The 17,597-nt window shown below is 65.3% G+C and carries 19 protein-coding genes; 15 read left to right on the forward strand and 4 right to left on the reverse strand.

The annotated features are described in order from the left end of the window. Positions 1-76: 76 nt before the first annotated feature. From egtB to VIM95_RS16830, 3 genes are read left to right on the forward strand one after another with little or no spacing between them, the layout of a single operon-like run. Positions 77-1,360 (forward strand): ergothioneine biosynthesis protein EgtB, encoded by a 1,284-nt coding sequence (gene egtB / locus VIM95_RS16820; protein WP_331988025.1) that lies wholly within the window; start codon positions 77-79, stop codon positions 1,358-1,360. 34 nt (positions 1,361-1,394) lie between these two features. Next, the gene (gene egtD, locus VIM95_RS16825; RefSeq protein WP_331988027.1) at positions 1,395-2,360 is read left to right on the forward strand and encodes an L-histidine N(alpha)-methyltransferase; all 966 of its coding nucleotides are present in this window, start codon (positions 1,395-1,397) and stop codon (positions 2,358-2,360) included. After that, positions 2,357-2,638, forward strand: coding sequence for a DUF427 domain-containing protein (locus VIM95_RS16830; protein WP_331988029.1), 282 nt, complete (start codon positions 2,357-2,359; stop codon positions 2,636-2,638). The genes egtD and VIM95_RS16830 overlap by 4 nt, the downstream gene beginning before the upstream one ends. Positions 2,639-2,651: 13 nt before the next feature. Here the strand turns inward: VIM95_RS16830 and VIM95_RS16835 are convergent, their stop codons facing one another. From VIM95_RS16835 to osmF, 4 genes are read right to left on the reverse strand one after another with little or no spacing between them, the layout of a single operon-like run. Next, entirely contained in the window at positions 2,652-3,395 is a 744-nt protein-coding gene (locus VIM95_RS16835; protein ID WP_331988031.1) for an ABC transporter permease, read from the reverse strand. Then, the gene (locus tag VIM95_RS16840; RefSeq protein ID WP_331988033.1) at positions 3,392-4,324 is read right to left on the reverse strand and encodes an ABC transporter ATP-binding protein; all 933 of its coding nucleotides are present in this window, start codon (positions 4,322-4,324) and stop codon (positions 3,392-3,394) included. The genes VIM95_RS16835 and VIM95_RS16840 overlap by 4 nt, the downstream gene beginning before the upstream one ends. Next, positions 4,321-5,484: an ABC transporter permease gene (locus VIM95_RS16845; protein ID WP_331988035.1), complete on the reverse strand. Its 1,164-nt coding sequence runs from the start codon at positions 5,482-5,484 to the stop codon at positions 4,321-4,323. The genes VIM95_RS16840 and VIM95_RS16845 overlap by 4 nt, the downstream gene beginning before the upstream one ends. Before the next feature lie 4 nt (positions 5,485-5,488). After that, the gene (gene osmF / locus VIM95_RS16850; protein ID WP_331988037.1) at positions 5,489-6,418 is read right to left on the reverse strand and encodes a glycine betaine ABC transporter substrate-binding protein OsmF; all 930 of its coding nucleotides are present in this window, start codon (positions 6,416-6,418) and stop codon (positions 5,489-5,491) included. Between the two features lie 312 nt (positions 6,419-6,730). Here osmF and VIM95_RS16855 point away from each other — a divergent pair, with 312 nt between their 5' ends. From VIM95_RS16855 to VIM95_RS16910, 12 genes are all read left to right on the forward strand, one after another. Continuing rightward, positions 6,731-7,456, forward strand: a complete 726-nt coding sequence (locus VIM95_RS16855; protein WP_331988039.1) for a beta-ketoacyl synthase chain length factor — start codon at positions 6,731-6,733, stop codon at positions 7,454-7,456. Next, complete coding sequence (locus VIM95_RS16860) at positions 7,449-8,231, forward strand: lysophospholipid acyltransferase family protein (protein WP_331988041.1); 783 nt, start codon at positions 7,449-7,451, stop codon at positions 8,229-8,231. The genes VIM95_RS16855 and VIM95_RS16860 overlap by 8 nt, the downstream gene beginning before the upstream one ends. Further along, positions 8,218-8,478, forward strand: coding sequence for a phosphopantetheine-binding protein (locus VIM95_RS16865; RefSeq protein WP_331988043.1), 261 nt, complete (start codon positions 8,218-8,220; stop codon positions 8,476-8,478). The genes VIM95_RS16860 and VIM95_RS16865 overlap by 14 nt, the downstream gene beginning before the upstream one ends. Before the next feature lie 72 nt (positions 8,479-8,550). Continuing rightward, on the forward strand, positions 8,551-8,811 hold the full coding sequence (locus VIM95_RS16870; protein WP_331988045.1) for an acyl carrier protein: 261 nt from the start codon (positions 8,551-8,553) through the stop codon (positions 8,809-8,811). 4 nt (positions 8,812-8,815) lie between these two features. Next, positions 8,816-9,358, forward strand: coding sequence for a hypothetical protein (locus VIM95_RS16875; protein WP_331988047.1), 543 nt, complete (start codon positions 8,816-8,818; stop codon positions 9,356-9,358). Next, positions 9,351-11,042, forward strand: coding sequence for an AMP-binding protein (locus VIM95_RS16880; protein WP_331988049.1), 1,692 nt, complete (start codon positions 9,351-9,353; stop codon positions 11,040-11,042). The genes VIM95_RS16875 and VIM95_RS16880 overlap by 8 nt, the downstream gene beginning before the upstream one ends. Beyond that, complete coding sequence (locus tag VIM95_RS16885) at positions 11,039-11,776, forward strand: glycosyltransferase family 2 protein (protein WP_331988051.1); 738 nt, start codon at positions 11,039-11,041, stop codon at positions 11,774-11,776. The genes VIM95_RS16880 and VIM95_RS16885 overlap by 4 nt, the downstream gene beginning before the upstream one ends. Next, positions 11,773-12,711, forward strand: a complete 939-nt coding sequence (locus VIM95_RS16890) for an acyltransferase (RefSeq protein WP_331988052.1) — start codon at positions 11,773-11,775, stop codon at positions 12,709-12,711. Before VIM95_RS16885 ends, VIM95_RS16890 begins: the two co-directional genes overlap by 4 nt. Continuing rightward, positions 12,692-14,239 carry an aromatic amino acid ammonia-lyase gene (locus VIM95_RS16895; protein WP_331988053.1) on the forward strand — a complete coding sequence of 516 codons (1,548 nt, stop codon included), beginning with the start codon at positions 12,692-12,694 and terminating at the stop codon, positions 14,237-14,239. Before VIM95_RS16890 ends, VIM95_RS16895 begins: the two co-directional genes overlap by 20 nt. Further along, entirely contained in the window at positions 14,229-14,648 is a 420-nt protein-coding gene (locus VIM95_RS16900) for a thioesterase family protein (protein ID WP_331988055.1), read from the forward strand. Before VIM95_RS16895 ends, VIM95_RS16900 begins: the two co-directional genes overlap by 11 nt. Next, complete coding sequence (locus VIM95_RS16905; RefSeq protein ID WP_331988057.1) at positions 14,645-15,250, forward strand: outer membrane lipoprotein carrier protein LolA; 606 nt, start codon at positions 14,645-14,647, stop codon at positions 15,248-15,250. Before VIM95_RS16900 ends, VIM95_RS16905 begins: the two co-directional genes overlap by 4 nt. Continuing rightward, entirely contained in the window at positions 15,243-17,594 is a 2,352-nt protein-coding gene (locus VIM95_RS16910; RefSeq protein ID WP_331988059.1) for a hypothetical protein, read from the forward strand. Before VIM95_RS16905 ends, VIM95_RS16910 begins: the two co-directional genes overlap by 8 nt. Positions 17,595-17,597 lie beyond the last annotated feature (3 nt).

Genomic DNA, 17,597 nt, shown 5'->3' on the forward strand with positions numbered 1-17,597 from the left:
ATCGTCCAATGTAAGGGAACCGCAGCTTAGCCAGACTAATCTGCTTGTTAGCTTCCCGATCGCGCAAAGGCTCCCCGTGCCCTCCACTTTGCCGGCCTATGTCGCCGACCCTCTCCTTTTGGCGTCGCGTTACCGCGACGTCCGTGCGCTCACGCTGGCGTTGACGCAGTCGCTCAGCGCCGAGGATCAGTGCATCCAGTCCATGCCGGACGCCAGCCCCAGCAAATGGCATATGGCGCACACCACCTGGTTCTTCGAGGTCGTGGTCTTGCGTGCCCATGTGCAGGACTACCGGCCCTTCGACCCGCGTTACTTCCACCTTTTCAATTCCTACTACGAGAGCCTGGGTAGCCGCCACCCGCGGCCGCAACGTGGCATGCTGAGCCGACCCTCACTGGAAGAGGTATTGCGCTACAGAGCCCATGTGGATGCCGCCATGCTGGCCTTGCTGGAAGGCGACCAATCGACGGGAGCAGGCTGGGTACCTTTGGTCGAGTTGGGCCTTAACCACGAGCAACAGCACCAAGAACTGCTGCTGACCGACATCAAGCACGCTTTTTCGCTCAACCCCTTGCTGCCAGCCTGGGGCAAGGCACCGCAGGTAGCAGCGGTCCTGCCTGTGGGGGGGAGCTGGCAGGGCTACCAGGGCGGAGAAGTGCTGGTGGGCCATGGCGCCGGTGGCTTCGCCTTCGATAACGAGACACCGCGTCACCGCATCTATCTGCAGCCCTATGCCTTGGCACGCCAGTTGGTCAGCAACGGCGACTACCTGGCCTTTATCGAGGATGGCGGCTACCGCCGGCCGGAACTCTGGCTGAGCGAGGGCTGGGCCACCGTGCAGGCACAGGGGTGGCGGGCGCCCGCTTATTGGTTGGAGCAGGAAGGACTGCGCACGCAGTTCACGCTCTACGGCGAGCGGGCGCTGGACCTGGCCGAACCGGTCTGCCATCTGAGCTTCTATGAGGCAGCGGCCTACGCCGCCTGGGCAGGTGCGCGGCTACCTACTGAGTTCGAGTGGGAGGTGGCTGCTGCGAGCCAAGCTACGGGGGCGCCGCCGGCAGGCATGTCGCTTGCCTCGCTGGATCCGCACCCCCGAGCGGCTGGCGAGGGTGAAGGCCTGCAGCAGCTATTCGGCGCAGTCTGGCAATGGACGCGTTCTTCCTACGACCCTTACCCGCGCTTTCAGCCCTTGGCCGGGGCGGTGGGGGAGTACAACGGCAAGTTCATGGTCGGGCAGCTGGTATTGCGCGGTGGCAGCTGCGCCACGCCGGCCGGGCATAGCCGGGCCAGCTACCGCAACTTCTTCCCGCCAACAGCGCGCTGGCAGTTCAGCGGCCTGCGCCTTGCGCGTGATCTGTAACCAAGCTGCCAGTCAACCCGGCTCTGGAGCCCCCATGACCCTGATGCGCTTGCCCGATAGCCCCATCATTGCCGTCAGCGGCTTTGCCGCCGATCTGCTTAACGGCCTGCAACAGCGGCCGCGTAGCGTTTCTCCCAAGTATTTCTACGACGAAGCCGGTTCGCAGCTGTTCGAGTTGATCTGCGAACTGCCCGAGTACTACCCCACTCGTACCGAGCTGGGCATCCTGGCCGGCCACGCTGAGGAAATGGCGGCGGTCATCGGCCCGGCGGCCGACATTGTCGAATACGGTGCTGGCGCCAGTCGCAAGATCCGGCTGCTGCTGGATGCGCTGGAAGCGCCACGCCGCTTCGTGCCGCTGGATATCTCCGGCGAGCACCTGCAGCAGGCGGCGCAGCGGCTGCGGGAGGACTACCCTGGCCTGCAGATTCAGCCCCTGGTCGGGGATTTCACCCATAACCTGGCCCTGCCGCCCGCTGTGGGGAGACGGGTAGGTTTTTTCCCAGGCTCATCCATCGGCAACTTCGAACCGCGCGAGGCCTTGGGTTTGCTGAGCCGTATGGCGAGCTCCCTGGCCGGTGGTGGGCTGTTGATCGGGGTGGACCTCGTGAAGACACCGGCTGTACTGCACGCCGCCTATAACGATGCGGCCGGTGTAACTGCGCGCTTCAACAAGAACCTGCTGCTGCGTGCCAACCGTGAGCTGGGCGCGGATTTCGATCTGGATGCCTTTGCCCACTACGCCTATTACAACCCGATACAGCAGCGTATCGAGATGCACCTTGTGAGCCTTTGTCGGCAGGTCGTGCGGCTATGTGGCGAGCGCATCCACTTTGCCGAGGGGGACAGCCTGCATACCGAGAATTCCTATAAGTACACTATCGCCGGCTTTCAGACGTTGGCGCGCAGCGCGGGCTTCACGCCGCAGGCCGTTTGGACTGATCCAGCCCAGGCCTTCTCGGTCCACTGGCTGGCGGCGCCAGAAGGAGGACGGTCATGAAGGCGATCTGGCGGGGCGTGGTGCTGGCCGAGAGTCAGGATACCGTGGTGGTGGAGGGGAATCACTACTTCCCGGCCGAGGCCCTGGTCCGGCAGCACTTTCTGGCCAGCGATACCCATACGGTCTGCCCCTGGAAGGGCCTGGCCAGCTATTACAGCGTGCAGGTGGGCGACGCGATCAATGTCGATGCCGCCTGGTACTACCCCGAGCCCAAGTCGGCCGCCGCGCAGATCAAGAACCGTGTCGCCTTCTGGAAGGGTGTCGAGATCGTCGCCTGAGCGCAAGGCGGGCTCAGGGCGGGTGCGCCCAGCGGCGGGCCAGTCGGCCTAACGCCAGATCGCAGGTGATGGCCAAAAGGCCGAGTACCAGCGCCCCTTGCAGCACATAGGCGGTGTTGTAGCCATTGATGCCGATGATGATGGGTGAGCCCAGATTGTGCGCGCCCACGGTGGCGGCCACCGCGGCAGTGCCGATATTGATTACCAGCGAGGTGCGCACGCCGGCCAGGATCACCGGCGCCGCCATCGGGAGCTCCAGCCGCCACAATATCTGCGCTGGCGTCATGCCCAGGCCGCTTGCGGCATCCCGCTCGGCCGCGGGTACGCTGTCTAGGCCGGCCAGGGTGGCGTGCAGCACGGGTAGGAGCCCGTAGAGCGCCAGCGCTATCAGGGCGGGCAGGGCGCCAAAGCCGACCAGGGGTACGGCCACGGCCAGTACCGCCACCGGCGGCAGGGTCTGACCTACTCCGGCCAGCGTCTCCAGCAAGGGGCGGAATTCCCGCCCCCACCGCCTGGTACCGGCTATGCCGCCCAGCAGACCCAGGCTGCTGGCTATGCTACCAGCCAGCAGAACCAACCCTAGATGGGCCAGGGTCAGGCTCAGAAAACTGTCCTGCTCGTAGAGGGGGCGCGGCAGTTCGGGAAAAAGCGTGGCGAATACCCCTCGCAGGCCGGGCATGCCCAGGACCAGCGCCAGCAGCAGCATGCTCGACCAGACCAGCGGATCGCGCAGCAATTGCCGCAGCGGGCCGCTCATGCGCCGGCTTCCGCCAGGTCAGCCAGGTAGAGCCTGCCGATGGGCTGGCCTGCCGCGTCGTGCACGTTCAGGTGGTCACAAGCCTGCTGCAACATCAGGTCCAGCGCCTCACGCAGATTGGCGTCGGCAGCGATGCTGGGGCCTGGGCTGGCGAGTTCGGGCCGTGCCCGGCTGGCGACAGTCTGCAAGGCCAGCCGGCGCAACCCCAGCTCCCTCCCCCCCAGCATCTGCGCAACCTTGGTGTCGAGTGGCGGCGCCAGCAGGGCTGCCGGGCTGCCTTGTTGCAGGACGCGGCCCTGCTGCATCAGGACAAGGCGGTCGGCTAGGCGCAATGCTTCGTCCACATCATGGGTGACCATCAGGATGGTGGTGCCGGCCACTCGGTGGATGCGGGCGATTTCTTCCTGCAGGGCCTGCCGTGTGACCGGGTCGAGTGCGCCGAAGGGCTCGTCCATCAGCAGCACCTCAGGTTCGGCCGCCAGCGCTCGGGCCACCCCTACGCGCTGCTGCTGGCCGCCGGAGAGCGCATGCGGATAACGGTCCTTGAAGGTGGCCGGGTCCAGGTGCAGCAGGCTCAGGAGTTCCTCGACCCGTGCCGCGATCCTGGCCTTGGACCACCTCAGCAATTGCGGCACGGTGGCGATGTTCTGCGCCACCGTCCAATGTGGGAAAAGGCCGACAGACTGGATGGCGTAGCCCATGCGTCGGCGCAGCACATGGGGTTCAAAGCTGCGCAGATCCGTACCGGCAAAGTGGATGCTGCCGCTGTCGGGCTCCAGCAGCCGGTTGCATAGCCGCAGCGTGGTCGATTTACCCGAGCCGGAGGCTCCCAACAGGACCAGGAATTCGCCACGCGCCACCGTCAGCGACAGCCGCTCGACCGCCGGCTGTTGCCCAAAGGTCTTGCTGACCTCGCTCAGTTCTATCATGGCAGGGCGCCTTTGAGATTGGCCGCCCAGTGCTTGAAGCCGGCATCAACCAGCAGGGTGAGGGCGGCCGCGGGCAGCACGCCCAGCAGGATCAGGTCGAGCGCGCTACTGGCCAGGCCCTGGAACATCAGGGTGCCGAGGCCGCCGGCGCCGACCAGGGCGGCCAGCATGGCGAGCCCGATCAGCTGGATGACGGTCAGCCTCAGTCCGGCCAGCAAGACCGGCAGGGCCAGTGGCAGCTCCAGCTGCCGGAACAGCTGCCAGCCATTGAGGCCCATGGCAGTTGCTGCTTCGCGCGCTGTAGCTGGCACCTGTACCAATCCGGACAGCACGCTGCGGGTGATGGGCAAGAGGGCATAGAGCGTCAGTGCGATCAGGGCGGGGGCGGCGCCTACGCCCTGTATGCCCAGCTCACCCAAGGCAGGCCAGGCGGCCGCCAGGGCTGCCAGCGGGCCGATCAGGAGGCCGAACAGGGCGATGGCAGGTAGGGTCTGTACCAGGTTCAGTACGGCCAGCACCGGGCCTTGCCGCAATGGTCGGTGATACAGCGACCACCCCAGCGGCAGCCCCAGCGCCAGGGTGGGCAGCAAAGCGCCCAGGACCAGGGTGAGGTGAGCCACCAGAGCGTCGGTAAAGACCTCACGTCGGTTGTGGTATTCCTTGAGCAGGGAGAGTTCATCCAGTTGGCCACTGGCCAATAGACAGAGTACGGGCAGCAGCGGCAACAAAGCCCACAGCTGACGCTGACCACGACGGACCCAACTGCTGGGCAGGCGCGCAGTGGCGTCGCCGGCGGCCAGCCAGCCCAGCAGGCAGAGCAGCCAGAAAGCGCCACCCAAGGAGGTGCGCGCAAGCGGGCTGGCCGTCTGGGCGATGGAGCGAGCGGCGTCGCCAGCCAGCCAGGTGAGTCCACCCAGCCAGGCGCCGCTACAGGCAATGATGCACAGCTGCCAGCGTGGGCTAGGACGTGCAAACACGGCTGCCAGCCAAGCGATCAAGGGGAGCAATAGAAGGTAGCGCGGGCCGGCAAGATAGTGCGCGAGCGGCTGGCCCTGGCCGCTGACAAGACGGTTGGGCGCCTCGGCAAGAAAGGCCAGCCATAGCGCCGCTGGCAGGCCCAGCAGCATCAGGCAGAGCAGGACCCGGTTGCGTATTGTCATCGGCCTACTTGATAAAGCCCTTGGCCTTCAGATAGCCCGCTGCCACCAGCTTGGCATCCTGCCCTTCGAGCGCGATGCGTGCATTGAGGGTCTGCAGGGTGGGACCGTCCAGGCTGGCAAAGACGGGGGCGAGCAGGGTAGCGATGCGTGGGTACTGGTTCAGCACGCTATTGCGCACCACGGGCGCCGGTGCGTAGACCGGTTGGACCGACTTGGGGTCGTCCAGGATCTGCAGACCGAGCGCCGCTACCGGCCCGTCGGTACCGTAGGCCATGGCGGCGTTGACGCCAGAGGTCTGCTCTGCGGCGGCCTTGAGGGTGGCTGCGGTATCGCCGCCTGCCAGCGCCAAAAGTTGCTCCTGCTTGAGCTTGAAGCCATAGCCGCCCTCAAAGGCGGGCAGGGCATCGGCTCGTTCGATGAACTCGGCGCTGGCCGCGAGTTTGAACTTGCCACCCTTGGCCAGCCAACGGCCGAGGTCGGCCAAGGATTTGAGCTGGTTGCTGGCCGCGACATCCTTGCGGATTGCGATCGCCCAGGTGTTGTTGGCTGGCGCCGGTGCCAGCCAGACCAGCTTGTTGCGGGCGAGGTCCAATTCCTTGACCTTGGCGTAACCGGCCTTGGCGTCCTTCCAGGCCGGGTCTTGCTCGGTACTGAAGAAAAAGGCGCCATTGCCGGTGTATTCAGGGTAGATGTCGATGCTGCCGGCCAAGAGGGCGCTGCGCACGATCTTGGTCGGGCCAAGCTGCAGCTTGTTTTCGGTGCGGATATGGTTGGCCTCCAGTACCTGCACGATCATATTGCCCAGCAGGGCACCCTCGGTATCGATCTTGGAGGCAACCCGGACCGGGGTATCGGCGGCGTGCGCCGAGCCCAATGACGCCATGCCGACCACCAGCATGGCGGTCATGGGGGGCTTGAACGAACGGTTAACCATGCTGTTCTCCTTATCTTGGCCAGTACCAGTAGCAAGCCGTATGCCCTGGCCGACGCTGGCGAGCTTAGCAGATTCGGCCAGTTGCCTGCCCGGCAAGTCAGCGTGCAGGCGGGCTGCGGCGTGGCGCTTCCGGTAAGCCCGGTAGCGTATGGAAATATGCCATTTCGCTAAAACAACGCAGGTTACTGACTTTGCTTGCATATTTATGGTCGTTTTGCTGAAATCGCGCCTCTCGCTGGGCGAGTGTGCTTCGCTTTTCCAAAAAAGTTCCCATACTTCGCGCTGAATCCCTATGCCTATCAACGCGCGACCATGACGATTCGATTTTCCCTAGACCGTTGGGCCGCCTGGGCGCCAGGCTTACCGGATGCCGAGGCTTGGCAGGCCTGGCTGGCCGCACCACGGCCTTTGCCCGACGAGGGCCTGCCTGCATTGGCCGAGATGCCGGCCATGATGCGCCGCCGCCTTGAGCGGCTGGGCCGGATCGCCCTGCAGGCCGCCTACTGGGGGCAGGATGATGCTGCACCTTGCCCCATCGTCTTTGCCTCGCGCCATGGCGACTCGGTCCGCACCGTGGCGCTGCTGCGCCAACTGGCGGCCGAGGATGGGCTCTCGCCGACGGCCTTCAGCCTGTCGGTGCACAATGCCATCGGGGCCTTGTTTTCCATCGCCCGCCAGGACCCTACCAGCTACACCGCCGTTGCGCTGGGCGAGGAGACCGCCGAGGCCGCATTCACCGAGGCCTTGGGGCTATTGGCCGGTGGCGAGCCCTGCGTGCTCGTGGTCTGCTACGACGAACCCTTGCCCGAGCCTTTCGATGGCTTCAATCGGTCTGACGAGTTTCCCCGTGCCTGGGCCTGCCGACTCTCCCGCGCCCAGGCGGGCGGACTGTCGCTCGAGACGCTGCCGGCCCAGGCCGAGGCGCGGGCCACTGACTTGCCGCCTGATCTCACCGTGCTGCGCTTTCTGCTCTCGACCGAGACCACGCTGGAACACACGGTAGGGGCGCGTACCTGGCGCTGGCAACGCCATGCTTGAGTGGCTGGGACGCGCCTGGCGCGTGTTGGGAACCGGCATTGCCTTTACGAGCTTTGGCTTGGCCTGCTTGCTGCTGGGCCTGCTGTACTTTCCGCTGCTGTCACTGTTGGTACGGCAGCCGGCTCGACGCGAGCGCCTGGCACGGCTGGCGGTGCAGCGTGGCTTTGGCCTTTTCGTCGAGTGGATGCGGCTGCTGGGCCTGTTGCGCTACCGCATCCTGGGGGCTGAGCGTTTGCAGCGCAAGGGCCTTCTGGTGCTGGCCAACCACCCGACGCTGATCGACGTGATCTTTCTGATCTCGCGTATTGCCGACGCCGATTGCGTGGCCAAGGCAGGGTTGGCGCGCAACCCGTTCACCCGTTTGCCGCTCAAGGCCACCGGCTATATATGTAATGATTCCGGCCCCGGCGTCGTCGAGGACTGCATCCGATCGATCCACGCCGGCCATAATCTGGTGATCTTTCCCGAGGGTACGCGTACGTCCGAAAATGGTGAGATGAAGCTGCAGCGTGGTGCGGCCAATGTGGCGGTACGGGGCGGCTGCAACATCACGCCGGTGACGATACGTTGCGAGCCGCTGTTCCTGACCAAGGGCCGGCCATGGTGGCGGGTGCCGCTCAGGGCGCCCCTGCTGACCATCGAAGTCGGGGAGGACATCATCGTCCAGCCCTTTATGGACCAGGCCGGACAGATCCCCTCACTGGCGGCACGGCGGCTGACCAAATACCTACACCAGTATTTTTTGAAGGAGACGCAAGCCCATGCAGGCGCTTGAACAGGAAATCAAAGGGCTCATCATCGAGTCCCTGAATCTGGAAGACATCAGCCCGGACGACATCGATCCGGAAGCCGCCCTGTTCGTGGAAGGGCTAGGCCTCGATTCGATCGACGCACTGGAACTGGGCCTGGCACTGCAAAAGCGCTACGGCGTGACCATGTCGGCGGATTCAGAGGAAACCCGTCAGCACTTTGGCAGCGTGCGTAAGCTGGCTGCCTTTGTCTCGACCAGCCGTACCAAGTAATCGATCAAGCCGCCGGCGTCGCTTTTTGGCGCGGTAGCAGGGGTGGCGCAGGCTCGCCGCCAGAGGAAGACCATGACCAAGCAGGAAATCTACGATCGCCTCAGCGTGATCCTCCAGGAAACCTTCGATATCGACCCAGCCAGTATCAAACCTGATGCAAGGCTGTCGGATGATCTCGATATCGATAGCATCGACGCGGTCGATCTGCTGGTGAAGCTCAAGCCCATTGCCGGCCGTAGCCTGCAACCCGAGGTCTTCAAGGCCGTGCGCACGCTGCAGGATGTAGTGGAGGCGGTATACGCCCTCTTGAATACCCCAGGCACGTCCGCCTGAGCGCATGCGTGCGCTGCTGATCACCTTGTTGACGCTGGCCTACCCGGCGCTGGTCTATGCCGGCCTCGGGCGGTTCGAACCCCGCTGGCTGGCGCTCCTGTTGGCCGCCCTCGCATTCCTGCGCGCCTATGCCACCCGTGAGCGAGTCTGGCTGGTGGCGGCGGTGGGCGCCTTGCTGCTGGCTGCTGCCAGCATGCTGGGCAATGCGGCCTGGCCGCTCAAACTCTACCCGGTGCTGGTCAATGGCGTGCTGCTGGCGGTTTTCAGTGCCAGCCTGGTCTATCCGCCCAGCGTGATCGAACGCTTGGCGCGGCTGCACGAGCCCACGCTGCCACCCGAGGGCGTGGCCTATACCCGCCGCGTCACCCAGGTCTGGTGTGGTTTCTTTGTCCTCAACGGCAGTGTGGCCTTGGTTACCGCCCTGTGGGCCAGCGATGCCACCTGGGCGCTCTACAACGGCCTGATCAGCTATTGCCTGATGGGCTGTCTGTTTGCCGGCGAGTGGCTGGTGCGCCGCAAGGTGAAAGGGGGGCATGGCCATGGCTGACTTCATTGCCCTTGACCAGCTGCTGGCCAAAGGTCGGCCGATTGACCATCCGATTGCGCTTCGGGCAGGCACGGTGCTGGATTTCGCTGGCTTCAGCCAGATGGTGAGCGGCTGGTACGGTGCCTTTGCCGCTGACCCGGGCCAGCGTTATGCGCTGTACTTCGAGGACTGCGTCGAGTTTGCCGCCGCCTTGTTCGGGGCTTGGCAGGCGGGCAAGCAGGTCTACCTCCCCTCCGACCTGCTCCCCGCCACGGCTGAGCGTCTGCGGCGCGAGGTCGACGGTTTTGCCGGCGATATCCCTGACAGCCTGCCGCAAGTACGGGCTGGCGAGCCACGCCAGGTGGACTGGCAGCCGCTGCCGCGTGAAGCGTTGGCGCTGACCGTCTATACCTCGGGTACCACCGGCCTACCGAGCGCCATACCAAAGCGTCTGGCGCAGCTGTTTGACGAAGTGCTGGCACTTGCCACCTGCTTTGACGAGCGCGCGGGCGAATCCGTGGTGCTGGCGACCGTTTCTCATCAACACATCTACGGCCTGCTGTTCCGCGTGCTATGGCCCCTGGCCAGCGGCAGGCCCTTCGCGGCCCAACGGCTGCTCTACCCGGAGGACATGGTTGCCGCCATGACCGGCCAGACTGCCTGCGTGCTGGTGGCGAGCCCGGCCCATCTCAAGCGTCTGCCGGCCGGTCTGCCCTGGGGGCAGGCCTGCATAAGCCTACGAGCCGTGTTCTCTTCGGGCGGTCCCCTGCTGCAGGAAGCGCTGACCGACAGCCGGGCGCTGCTGGGCCAGGCACCGCTGGAGGTCTACGGCAGCTCGGAGACCGGCGGCATAGCCTGGCGGCAACGCCGGCACGATACCGATGCCGCCTGGCAGCTGCTGCCTGGGGTGCAGGTGCGGGTAGAGGGCGGCGCCTTGGCAGTCTGCTCGCCGCACCTGGCCCAGCCTGGCTGGCAGACCACCTCGGACCGCGTGCGTCTGACCGAGCAGGGGTTCGAACTGCTGGGGCGCGCGGATCGCATCGTCAAGCTGGAAGAAAAGCGCGTCTCGCTGAGCGCGGTGGAAGCCGCGCTGCTGGCTACTGGCCTGTTGGCCGAAGCCAGGCTGGTAGTGCGGGAGGGCGCCCGCAGCACCTTGGCGGTGCTGGGCGTGCCGACCGAGCAGGGCTGGGCCCTGCTGGAAGCCGAGGGCAAGCGTGCGCTGAGCCAGCGCCTGCGCACCGCGCTCGCCAGCGAGCTCGAAGCCAGTGTGCTGCCGCGGCATTGGCGCTATCTATGGCGCTTGCCGCTCAATGCCCAGGGCAAGACCACCGACGAAGCCTTGCGCGCGCTGCTCGACCCCCGCCGGCCTACGGTGCGTTGCTTGTCCGTGACCGACAACACCGCCACGCTGCGTCTCTATATCAGCCCGGAGCTGCCTTACTTCGACGGCCACTTCCCCGGCTCACCCATCCTGCCTGGCGTGGCCCAGCTGGAGTGGGTGGTGCGGCTGGGGCAGGAGTGTTTCTCGCTGCCCGCCCACTTTCTGCGCATGGACGCGGTGAAATTCCAGCAGTTGATCCAACCGGGCCAGATGCTGGAACTGCTGCTGGGCTACCAACGCGAACGCGCCACACTGTCCTTTACAATGCAATCTCCCGCCGGCGTGCATGCCAGCGGTCGTCTCGTCTTTGGTCATCCTGCATGAATACCTGTGCTGTCGTTCCCGTCTACAACCATGGTGAGGCCATCGGCGCCGTGGTCGCCGCCATCCGTCGCCATGGCCTGCCTTGCATTCTGGTCGACGATGGCAGCGAGCCCGGTTGTGCAGCGGTGCTGGATGCGCTGGCTGCCGGCGAGCCCGAGCAGATCAGCCTCTTGAGGCTGCCGCAGAACCAGGGCAAGGGCGGCGCCATGATCGCCGGTCTGCGCGCTGCGCTGCAGGCAGGCTATAGCCATGCCTTGCAGATCGATGCGGATGGTCAGCATGATGCCGACGATATCCCGGTATTCCTGGCTGAGTCGGCGCGCCAGCCGGAGAAGCTGATCTGTGGCTGCCCGATCTTCGACGAGAGTGTCCCTCGTGCGCGCCTCTATGGCCGCTACCTGACCCATATCCTGGTCTGGCTCAATACTTTGTCCTTCGAGATTCGCGATTCCATGTGCGGCTTTCGCATCTATCCGCTTGCGGCGACGGTGGATTTGATCAACAGCGTGCATTTGGGCCGCCGCATGGATTTCGACGTGGAGATCCTGGTTCGCCTGCATTGGCGCGGCATGGGCATCGTCAACCAGCCTACCCGGGTTCACTACCCGCTCGATGGGGTGTCCCACTTCCGCCTGCTCATGGATAACGTGCTGATCTCGCGCATGCATGCCGCCATGTTCCTGGGCATGCTGTTCCGCTCCCCCCGGCTGCTCTGGCGCAAGGTTGCGCCGTGAAGCAGCCACACTGGGCCGAGATCGGCGAGAGCGGCTTCGTCTGCGGCATCTGGCTGTTGTTCTGGGTGCACCGTGTCTTCGGCCGCTGGCCGTTCCGGCTCTGCCTTTACCCTATCGTATTCCTGCACTGGTACGGCAAGCCGGCGCTCAGGCGTGCGTCGCGCCAGTACCTTAGGCGGCTGGAAGGGGCTACCGGTGCGCTGGGCCACCCGCCGGGGATACGTGACGGCTTGCGTCATGTCGGCCTGTTTGCCGAGACCATGCTCGACAAGCTGTTGGCGGTGTCTGGCAGCTACCCCTTCGCGCAAGTGAAGGTGGAAGGGCGGGAGCTGATCCGCGAGGCCCAGCCCGACGGCCGTGGTGCGGTGATCGTAACGGCACACACCGGTTGCCTGGAACTGTGCCGGGTGCTGGGCGAGAACAAGGCCGGGATCAAGCTCAATGTGCTGGTCCATACCCGCCATGCCGAACAGTTCAACCGGGTGCTGCGACGACTAAACCCCGACAACGACCTCAACCTGATGGAGGTCAGCGAGGTCGGGCCTGCCACGGCGGTGCTGCTGGCTGAAAAGGTTGAAGCCGGTGAATACGTGGCTATCGCCGGTGACCGGGTGCCGGTGTTCGCCAGCCAGACCGTGGCGGTGGATTTCCTGGGGGAGCCGGCGCCGTTTCCGGTCGGCCCCTATGTGCTGGCCAGCCTTTTGAAGTGCCGTTTGCTGGCGCTCGGCTGCGTGCATGAAGGGTTGGGCTACCGCCTGCGCTTCAGCCTGCTGGCCGATCGGGTAGTGTTACCCCGTGGCCGCCGCGCCGCCGCCATGGCGGAATACGCTGCTGCCTACGCGGCCGAGCTGACCGCCATGCTGGTGCGATCCCCTTATGATTGGTTCAATTTCTTCCCGTTCTGGGACCAAGCCCATGCAAAACCTGCAAACTGAACCCGTCTGCTTCGACGGCAGCCGCCTTCGGATCGAGGACGTGGTGGCCCTGGCCGAGCGGGCTCGCCCGGCGCAGCTCTCTGCCGATCCGGCATTCCGCGGCCGTATTGCCCGCGGCGCCGACTTCCTGGACCGCTTGTTGGCCGAGGATGGGGTGATCTATGGCGTGACCACGGGTTATGGCGATTCCTGTACGGTCACTGTGCCGCCAGAGCTGGTGGCCGAGCTGCCACATCACCTTTACGCCTACCATGGCATAGGCGCGGGCCGTTTTCTGAGCCCGGAAGAAACCCGCGCCGTACTGGCTGCCCGGCTGGCCTCGCTGGCGCAAGGCATGTCTGGCGTGAGCGTGGGCCTGCTCGCGCAGATCGAAGCCTTGCTCAGGCATGATGTGCTGCCCTTGATCCCGGCCGAGGGCTCGGTGGGTGCCAGTGGTGACCTGACCCCGCTCTCCTACCTTGCCGCCGTGCTTTGCGGTGAGCGCGAGGTACTGTACCACGGCGTGCGCCGTCCGGCCGGCGAAGTGCTGGCTGAACTCGGTATCGAACCCTTGCGGCTGCGCCCCAAGGAGGGCCTGGCCATCATGAATGGCACCGCCGTGATGACCGGCCTTGCCTGCCTTGCCTGGCAGCGTGCCGATTATCTCTGCCAGCTTGCCACCCGGCTTACCGCCATGAATGTGCTGGCGAGCGAGGGCAATGCCCATCATTTCGACGAGACCCTGTTCGCGGTCAAGCCGCACGTCGGCCAGCAGCAGGTGGCAGCGCGCCTGCGCGACGACCTGGCGAGCGACCGCCCCAGCCGCAACGAGCAACGCCTGCAGGACCGCTATTCGCTGCGCTGTGCCCCGCATGTGATCGGTGTGCTGGCCGATGCCTTGCCCTACTTCCGCGGCCTGATCGAGAACGAACTGAACAGCGCCAACGACAACCCCATCATTGACGCCGAGAACGAGCGGGTGCTGCATGGCGGGCATTTCTACGGCGGCCACATTGCCTTTGCCATGGACGGGCTCAAGCAGGCGGTGGCCAATGTGGCCGACCTGTTGGATCGACAGCTGGCGCTACTGGTGGATACCCGCTTCAACCACGGCCTGCCCAGCAACCTCTCCGGTGCGACCGGGCCGCGCGCCGCCATCAATCATGGCCTCAAGGCGCTGCAGATCAGTGTTTCGGCCTGGACTGCCGAGGCGCTCAAGCAGACCATGCCGGCCTCGGTCTTCAGCCGCTCGACCGAGTGCCATAACCAGGACAAGGTCAGCATGGGCACCATTGCTGCGCGCGATTGCTTGCGGGTGCTGGAGCTGAGCGAGCAGGTGGTGGCAGGCATGCTGATTGCCGCTCGCCAGGGGGTGGCCTTGCGGCAGCGGCTGGCGCCGCAACTGGTCCTGCCGGCGCCGCTTGCGGCCATGCAGACTGATCTTGCCGAGCGCATTCCGCTGGTGATCGAGGACCGCGCGCTGGATGCCGAGCTGCAGCAGCTCCTGAGTGCGCTACGCGCCCGCTGCTGGAGGCTGTATGAAGCCTGAGCTATGGGCGGAGGTCGAGCTTACGCCGGCCTTCCATGACCTCGACCCCATGGATATTGTCTGGCATGGCAACTATGTGAAGTACCTGGAGATTGCCCGCAGCACGCTGCTGGGTCGGCTCGACTATGACTACCCGCAAATGCGTGATTCGGGCTACGCCTGGCCCGTGGTAGACATGCGGCTCAAGTATGTGAGGCCCATTGTCTTTGGGCAGCGCATCAGGGTACGGGCCGAGATCACCGAGTGGCAGAACCGCTTGCGCCTCGACTACCTGATCACGGATGCGGCAAGCGGCCAGAAGCTCAACAAGGCCTACACCATCCAGGTGGCGGTGGAGATGGCCAGCCAGGAGCTGCAATATGTCTGCCCACCGGTACTGTGGCAGAAGCTGGGCGTGGAGGGCTTATGAGCCGTTGGATAGGTGTATTGCTTGTGCTGTGCTGCCTGGTCCCGCTGCAGGCGGCCGATCTGGCCGCTGCCGTGCGCGAGCGGCTGGCGCAGCCGCCGGTGCTGCGTGGCAGCTTCGAGCAGAGCAAGCAGGTGGCTGGCTTCAAGAAGCCGTTGCTGTCGCGCGGGGACTTCCTGGTTGCGCGTGAGCGCGGCGTGCTCTGGCGCACCCAGCAGCCTTTCGCCGGGGTGCTCAAGCTGACGCGCGACGAGATTGTCGCCACCCAGGGTGGCGAGGTGGCCTTCCGGCTCGATGCCGGCAAGGAGCCTTCGGTCAGAGTGATCAACGGCCTGCTGTTTTCCTTGCTCAATGGCGACGTGAGCGGCTTGGCGGAGCACTTTCGCATTGAAGGCGAAACCAGTGGTAGATCCTGGCGGTTGCTGCTCACGCCCAAGCAAGCGGCGCTCGCCAAATTGATGGCCAAGGTCGAGATGGCGGGTGACCAATATGTGCGCAGCATCCAGATCGACGAGACCAATGGTGACAAGACTGGCATCCGCTTCTCTGCCCAGAGCGTGGAGCCGGCCAAGCTGAGTGCGGAAGAGGCCGCCCGCTTTGACTGAGGTCGGCCGCGCAAGCCGTCCGGTGCGCTGGCTGGCCATGGGCTGGCTGGTGCTCGTGCTGGCGGTGCTGGCCCACAACCTCTATTTGTGGACCGGCAATCGCATGCAGCTCGATACCGATGTGCTGGCCATGCTGCCGCGCGATGAGCGCGAGCCGGCGGTGCAGCAGGCGACCCAAAGGCTGGCAGACGCTGCCGGGCGCCGTATCGTGGTGCTGGTGGCCGGGCGGGACTGGTCTGAAAGCCGCCGTGCAGCCGATGCCTACGCTGCCAGCCTTGAGGCAAGCGATCTCAAGCTCGCATTACGCTACCGCGTGGCGGACGATGCCGGCGAGCAATGGCTGGGCTTTTTTGCCCCCTATCGGCAGCACCTGCTGACCGATGGGCAGCGGCTGCAGCTCCAAACCCAAGCGCCCGCAAAATTGGCCGAGCAGGCGGTACAGGCGCTCTACCGCCCCATGGGCTTGCCGCGCGTGGGGAGATGGCAGGATGACCCGCTCAACCTCTATGGTGGCTGGCTGACCGAGCGCGCTGGCGCCAGCCCGGTACGGGTGGCCGATGGCCGCCTGAGCGTGGCGCAGGGCAACACGCAATACGCTCTCTTGACCCTGGAGCAGCAGGGGCCGGCTTTTTCGGTGGCCAGCCAACGGGCACTGGTTCCCAGGCTGAAAGCGGCGAGGCAGGCTGCACTGGCGGCTGTGCCCAGGGCCCGCGTGCTGACGGTAGGCGTGCCGCTGTTTGCCGTGGCCGCTGCCGACCAGGCCGAGCATGAGATCCATACCATAGGCATGGGTTCGCTGGCTGGCATCGTGCTGATCACCCTGTTTGCCTTCAGTGCCATCCGCCCGCGTATTCTGGTCACGCTATCCATTGCCGTGGGCCTGTTGGCCGCCATTTCGGTCTGCACCCTGCTGTTTGGCCACCTGCACCTGATCACCCTGGTGTTCGGCGCCAGCCTCGTGGGGGTGGCCGAGAACTACGGCACCAACTACTTCAGCAGCCGGCTAGGGCGCCCGGCCAGCGAGCGCTGGGCCATGCTGCAAGAGCAGGGCAGGGTAATGTGGCTGGCCATGCTGACGACAGCCATAGGCTACGCCCTGTTGGCGCTGACGCCTTTCCCGGGCTTGCGGCAGATTGCCCTCTTCTCGGTGGTGGGCCTCAGTGCTGCCTTTGTCACCGTGTTGTGGTGGTTCCCTTTCCTCGACAAGGGCGAGATGCCGGCTACCCGCTTCTCGCGCTGGCTGGGTAGCCGCAGGGCGATCTGGCCCAGCCTGGGGCGTAATCGCTTTAGCGTGGCCTTTGCCTTGGTGGTGTGTGTACTGCTCGTGCTGGGCCTGCCTAGGCTTACCGCCAACGACGATATCCGTCTGCTGCAGAACCCGCCGGGTCAGTTGCTTGCAGATCAGATACAGGTGGGCAGGCTGCTGGACCTACCCAGCCCGGCTCAGTTCTACCTGGTGCGCGGTGCCACGGCCGAGGCGGTGTTGCAGGCCGAGGAGACCCTCAAGGCGAGGCTCATGCCCCTGCAGGCGGCGGGCGTGATCCGTGGCGTGCAGGCGGTATCGGACTGGGTACCTTCGGCTCAGCGGCAGGCGGCAGATGCCGTTTTGGTCCAGCGGGTGGTGCAAGGCGAGGCAGGCGTACTGGCGTTGGCCACGCGCCAGTTGGGTGAGGATATGCCGCCGGCGAGCAGCCAAGCCGTACCCCTCTTGCAACTTAATGACTGGCTGGCTGCGCCGGTTTCCGAACCACTGCGACCGCAGTGGCTGGGCCGCTTTGGCGAGGGTTACGCCAGCGTGGTGCTGCTGCGTGGTGTGGACAAGTTGGGTGACCTGCCCAAGCTGGCCGCAGCTGGCACCGCAGTACCGGGCGTGCGCTGGGTGGACAAGGTGGGTGAGATTTCGGAGCTGATGGCGCGCTACCGCTACCGCATGGGCTACCTGGTGCTGGTCAGCTATCTGCTGGTGTTCGGCGCACTGTGGCGCCGTTTTGGCCGGCAGTCCTGGCGGGCGTTGCTGCCCACCGCGCTGGCCAGTGGCCTGACCCTGGCGCTGCTCGCGCTGTTGAACCAGCCGCTGCAGCTCTTCAATGTACTGGCCCTGCTGCTGATCCTTGGCATGGGTGTGGACTACGGCATCTTCCTGCTCGCGCAGCCGGAGCGGACGGCGGTGCGGCCTTTCCTGTCGATTACCCTGGCGGCGGTCAGCACCCTGCTTGCCTTCGGCCTCTTGGCGCTCTCCGCCACGCCGGCGCTGCGCGCTTTCGGCCTGACCATGCTGTTCGGCATTGGCCTGGCCTGGCTGTTCACGCCGCTCTTTATGCCGCTATCCAAACCTGAGGACTGAGTT

The organism is Chitinimonas sp., from assembly GCF_036568685.1.
Classification (GTDB): Bacteria; Pseudomonadota; Gammaproteobacteria; order Burkholderiales; family Chitinimonadaceae; genus Chitinimonas.